The sequence below is a fragment of the Pseudomonas sp. NPDC089918 genome (assembly GCF_050280605.1).
In the GTDB taxonomy this organism is placed as follows: domain Bacteria; phylum Pseudomonadota; class Gammaproteobacteria; order Pseudomonadales; family Pseudomonadaceae; genus Aquipseudomonas.
The window spans coordinates 1-1058 of record NZ_JBNNVP010000114.1 but is presented as its reverse complement, the minus strand read 5'-3'; the positions used below and the strand labels follow the sequence as shown (position 1 = coordinate 1058).

The window sequence follows — 1058 nt, the reverse complement described above, 5'->3', positions numbered from 1 at the left end:
GCGTTGCTGGAACACGGGGTGAACCTGGGTGACGCGATGATGCTGATCGCCACGCTGGCGTATGCGATCTACAGCACCCTGCTGAAAAAATGGCACAGGTGAACCAGACCGTCGATGCCGCCGTCCAGACCAATGAAGATACCGAAATCGGTGATCGACTTGATGGTGCCGGAGATTTTATCGCCCTTGTTGAACTGGCCAGAGAAATCTTCCCATGGGTTAGATTTGCACTGCTTGATGCCGAGGGAGATACGACGACGCTCTTCGTCGATGTCCAGAACCATGACTTCCACTTCGTCGCCGACTTGTACGACTTTCGAAGGGTGGATGTTCTTGTTGGTCCAGTCCATTTCGGAAACGTGTACCAGGCCTTCAACGCCTTCTTCCAGCTCAGCGAAGCAGCCGTAGTCGGTCAGGTTGGTTACACGAGCGGTAACGCGAGTGCTTTCTGGGTAACGGGCTTTGATAGCGACCCATGGATCTTCGCCCAGTTGCTTGAGGCCCAGGGAAACACGATTGCGTTCGCGATCGTACTTCAGAACCTTGACATCGATCTCGTCGCCAACGTTGACGATTTCGGAAGGATGCTTGATACGCTTCCAAGCCATGTCGGTAATGTGCAGCAGGCCATCGACGCCACCCAGATCGACGAATGCGCCGTAATCGGTGAGGTTCTTGACGATACCTTTGACTTGTTGGCCTTCCTGCAGGGATTCCAGCAGAGCTTCACGCTCGGCGGAGTTCTCGGCTTCAAGGACGCTGCGACGGGAAACGACAACGTTGTTGCGTTTCTGGTCGAGTTTGATGACCTTGAATTCCAGCTCTTTGCCTTCCAGGTGCGTGGTGTCGCGCACTGGACGGACGTCAACCAGAGAACCTGGCAGGAACGCACGGATGCCGTTAACGTCGACAGTGAAGCCGCCTTTAACCTTACCGTTGATAACGCCCTTGACCACTTCTTCGAACACCCGCATCCCTTCCTCGGCCATTCGCGGCGTGATCTGCCCATGCTGTTGCACCGAGCGTGCATACACTCGGTCCCCCAGCTCCATGGCCAG

At 55.6% G+C, this 1058-nt stretch carries 3 pseudogenes; 1 reads left to right on the top strand and 2 read right to left on the bottom strand.

Annotated elements, in window-relative coordinates:
• A pseudogene (locus ACQKPC_RS30445) lies at positions 1 to 93 on the top strand (EamA family transporter); the annotation flags it as partial.
• Between the two features lie 2 nt (positions 94 to 95).
• Here ACQKPC_RS30445 and ACQKPC_RS30440 read toward each other — a convergent pair.
• Together ACQKPC_RS30440 and ACQKPC_RS30435 are read right to left on the bottom strand one after the other, a co-directional pair.
• A pseudogene (locus tag ACQKPC_RS30440) lies at positions 96 to 962 on the bottom strand (30S ribosomal protein S1); the annotation flags it as partial.
• Positions 960 to 1058 (bottom strand): annotated as a pseudogene (locus tag ACQKPC_RS30435) (TetR/AcrR family transcriptional regulator); the annotation flags it as partial. The pseudogenes ACQKPC_RS30435 and ACQKPC_RS30440, both read right to left, overlap by 3 nt.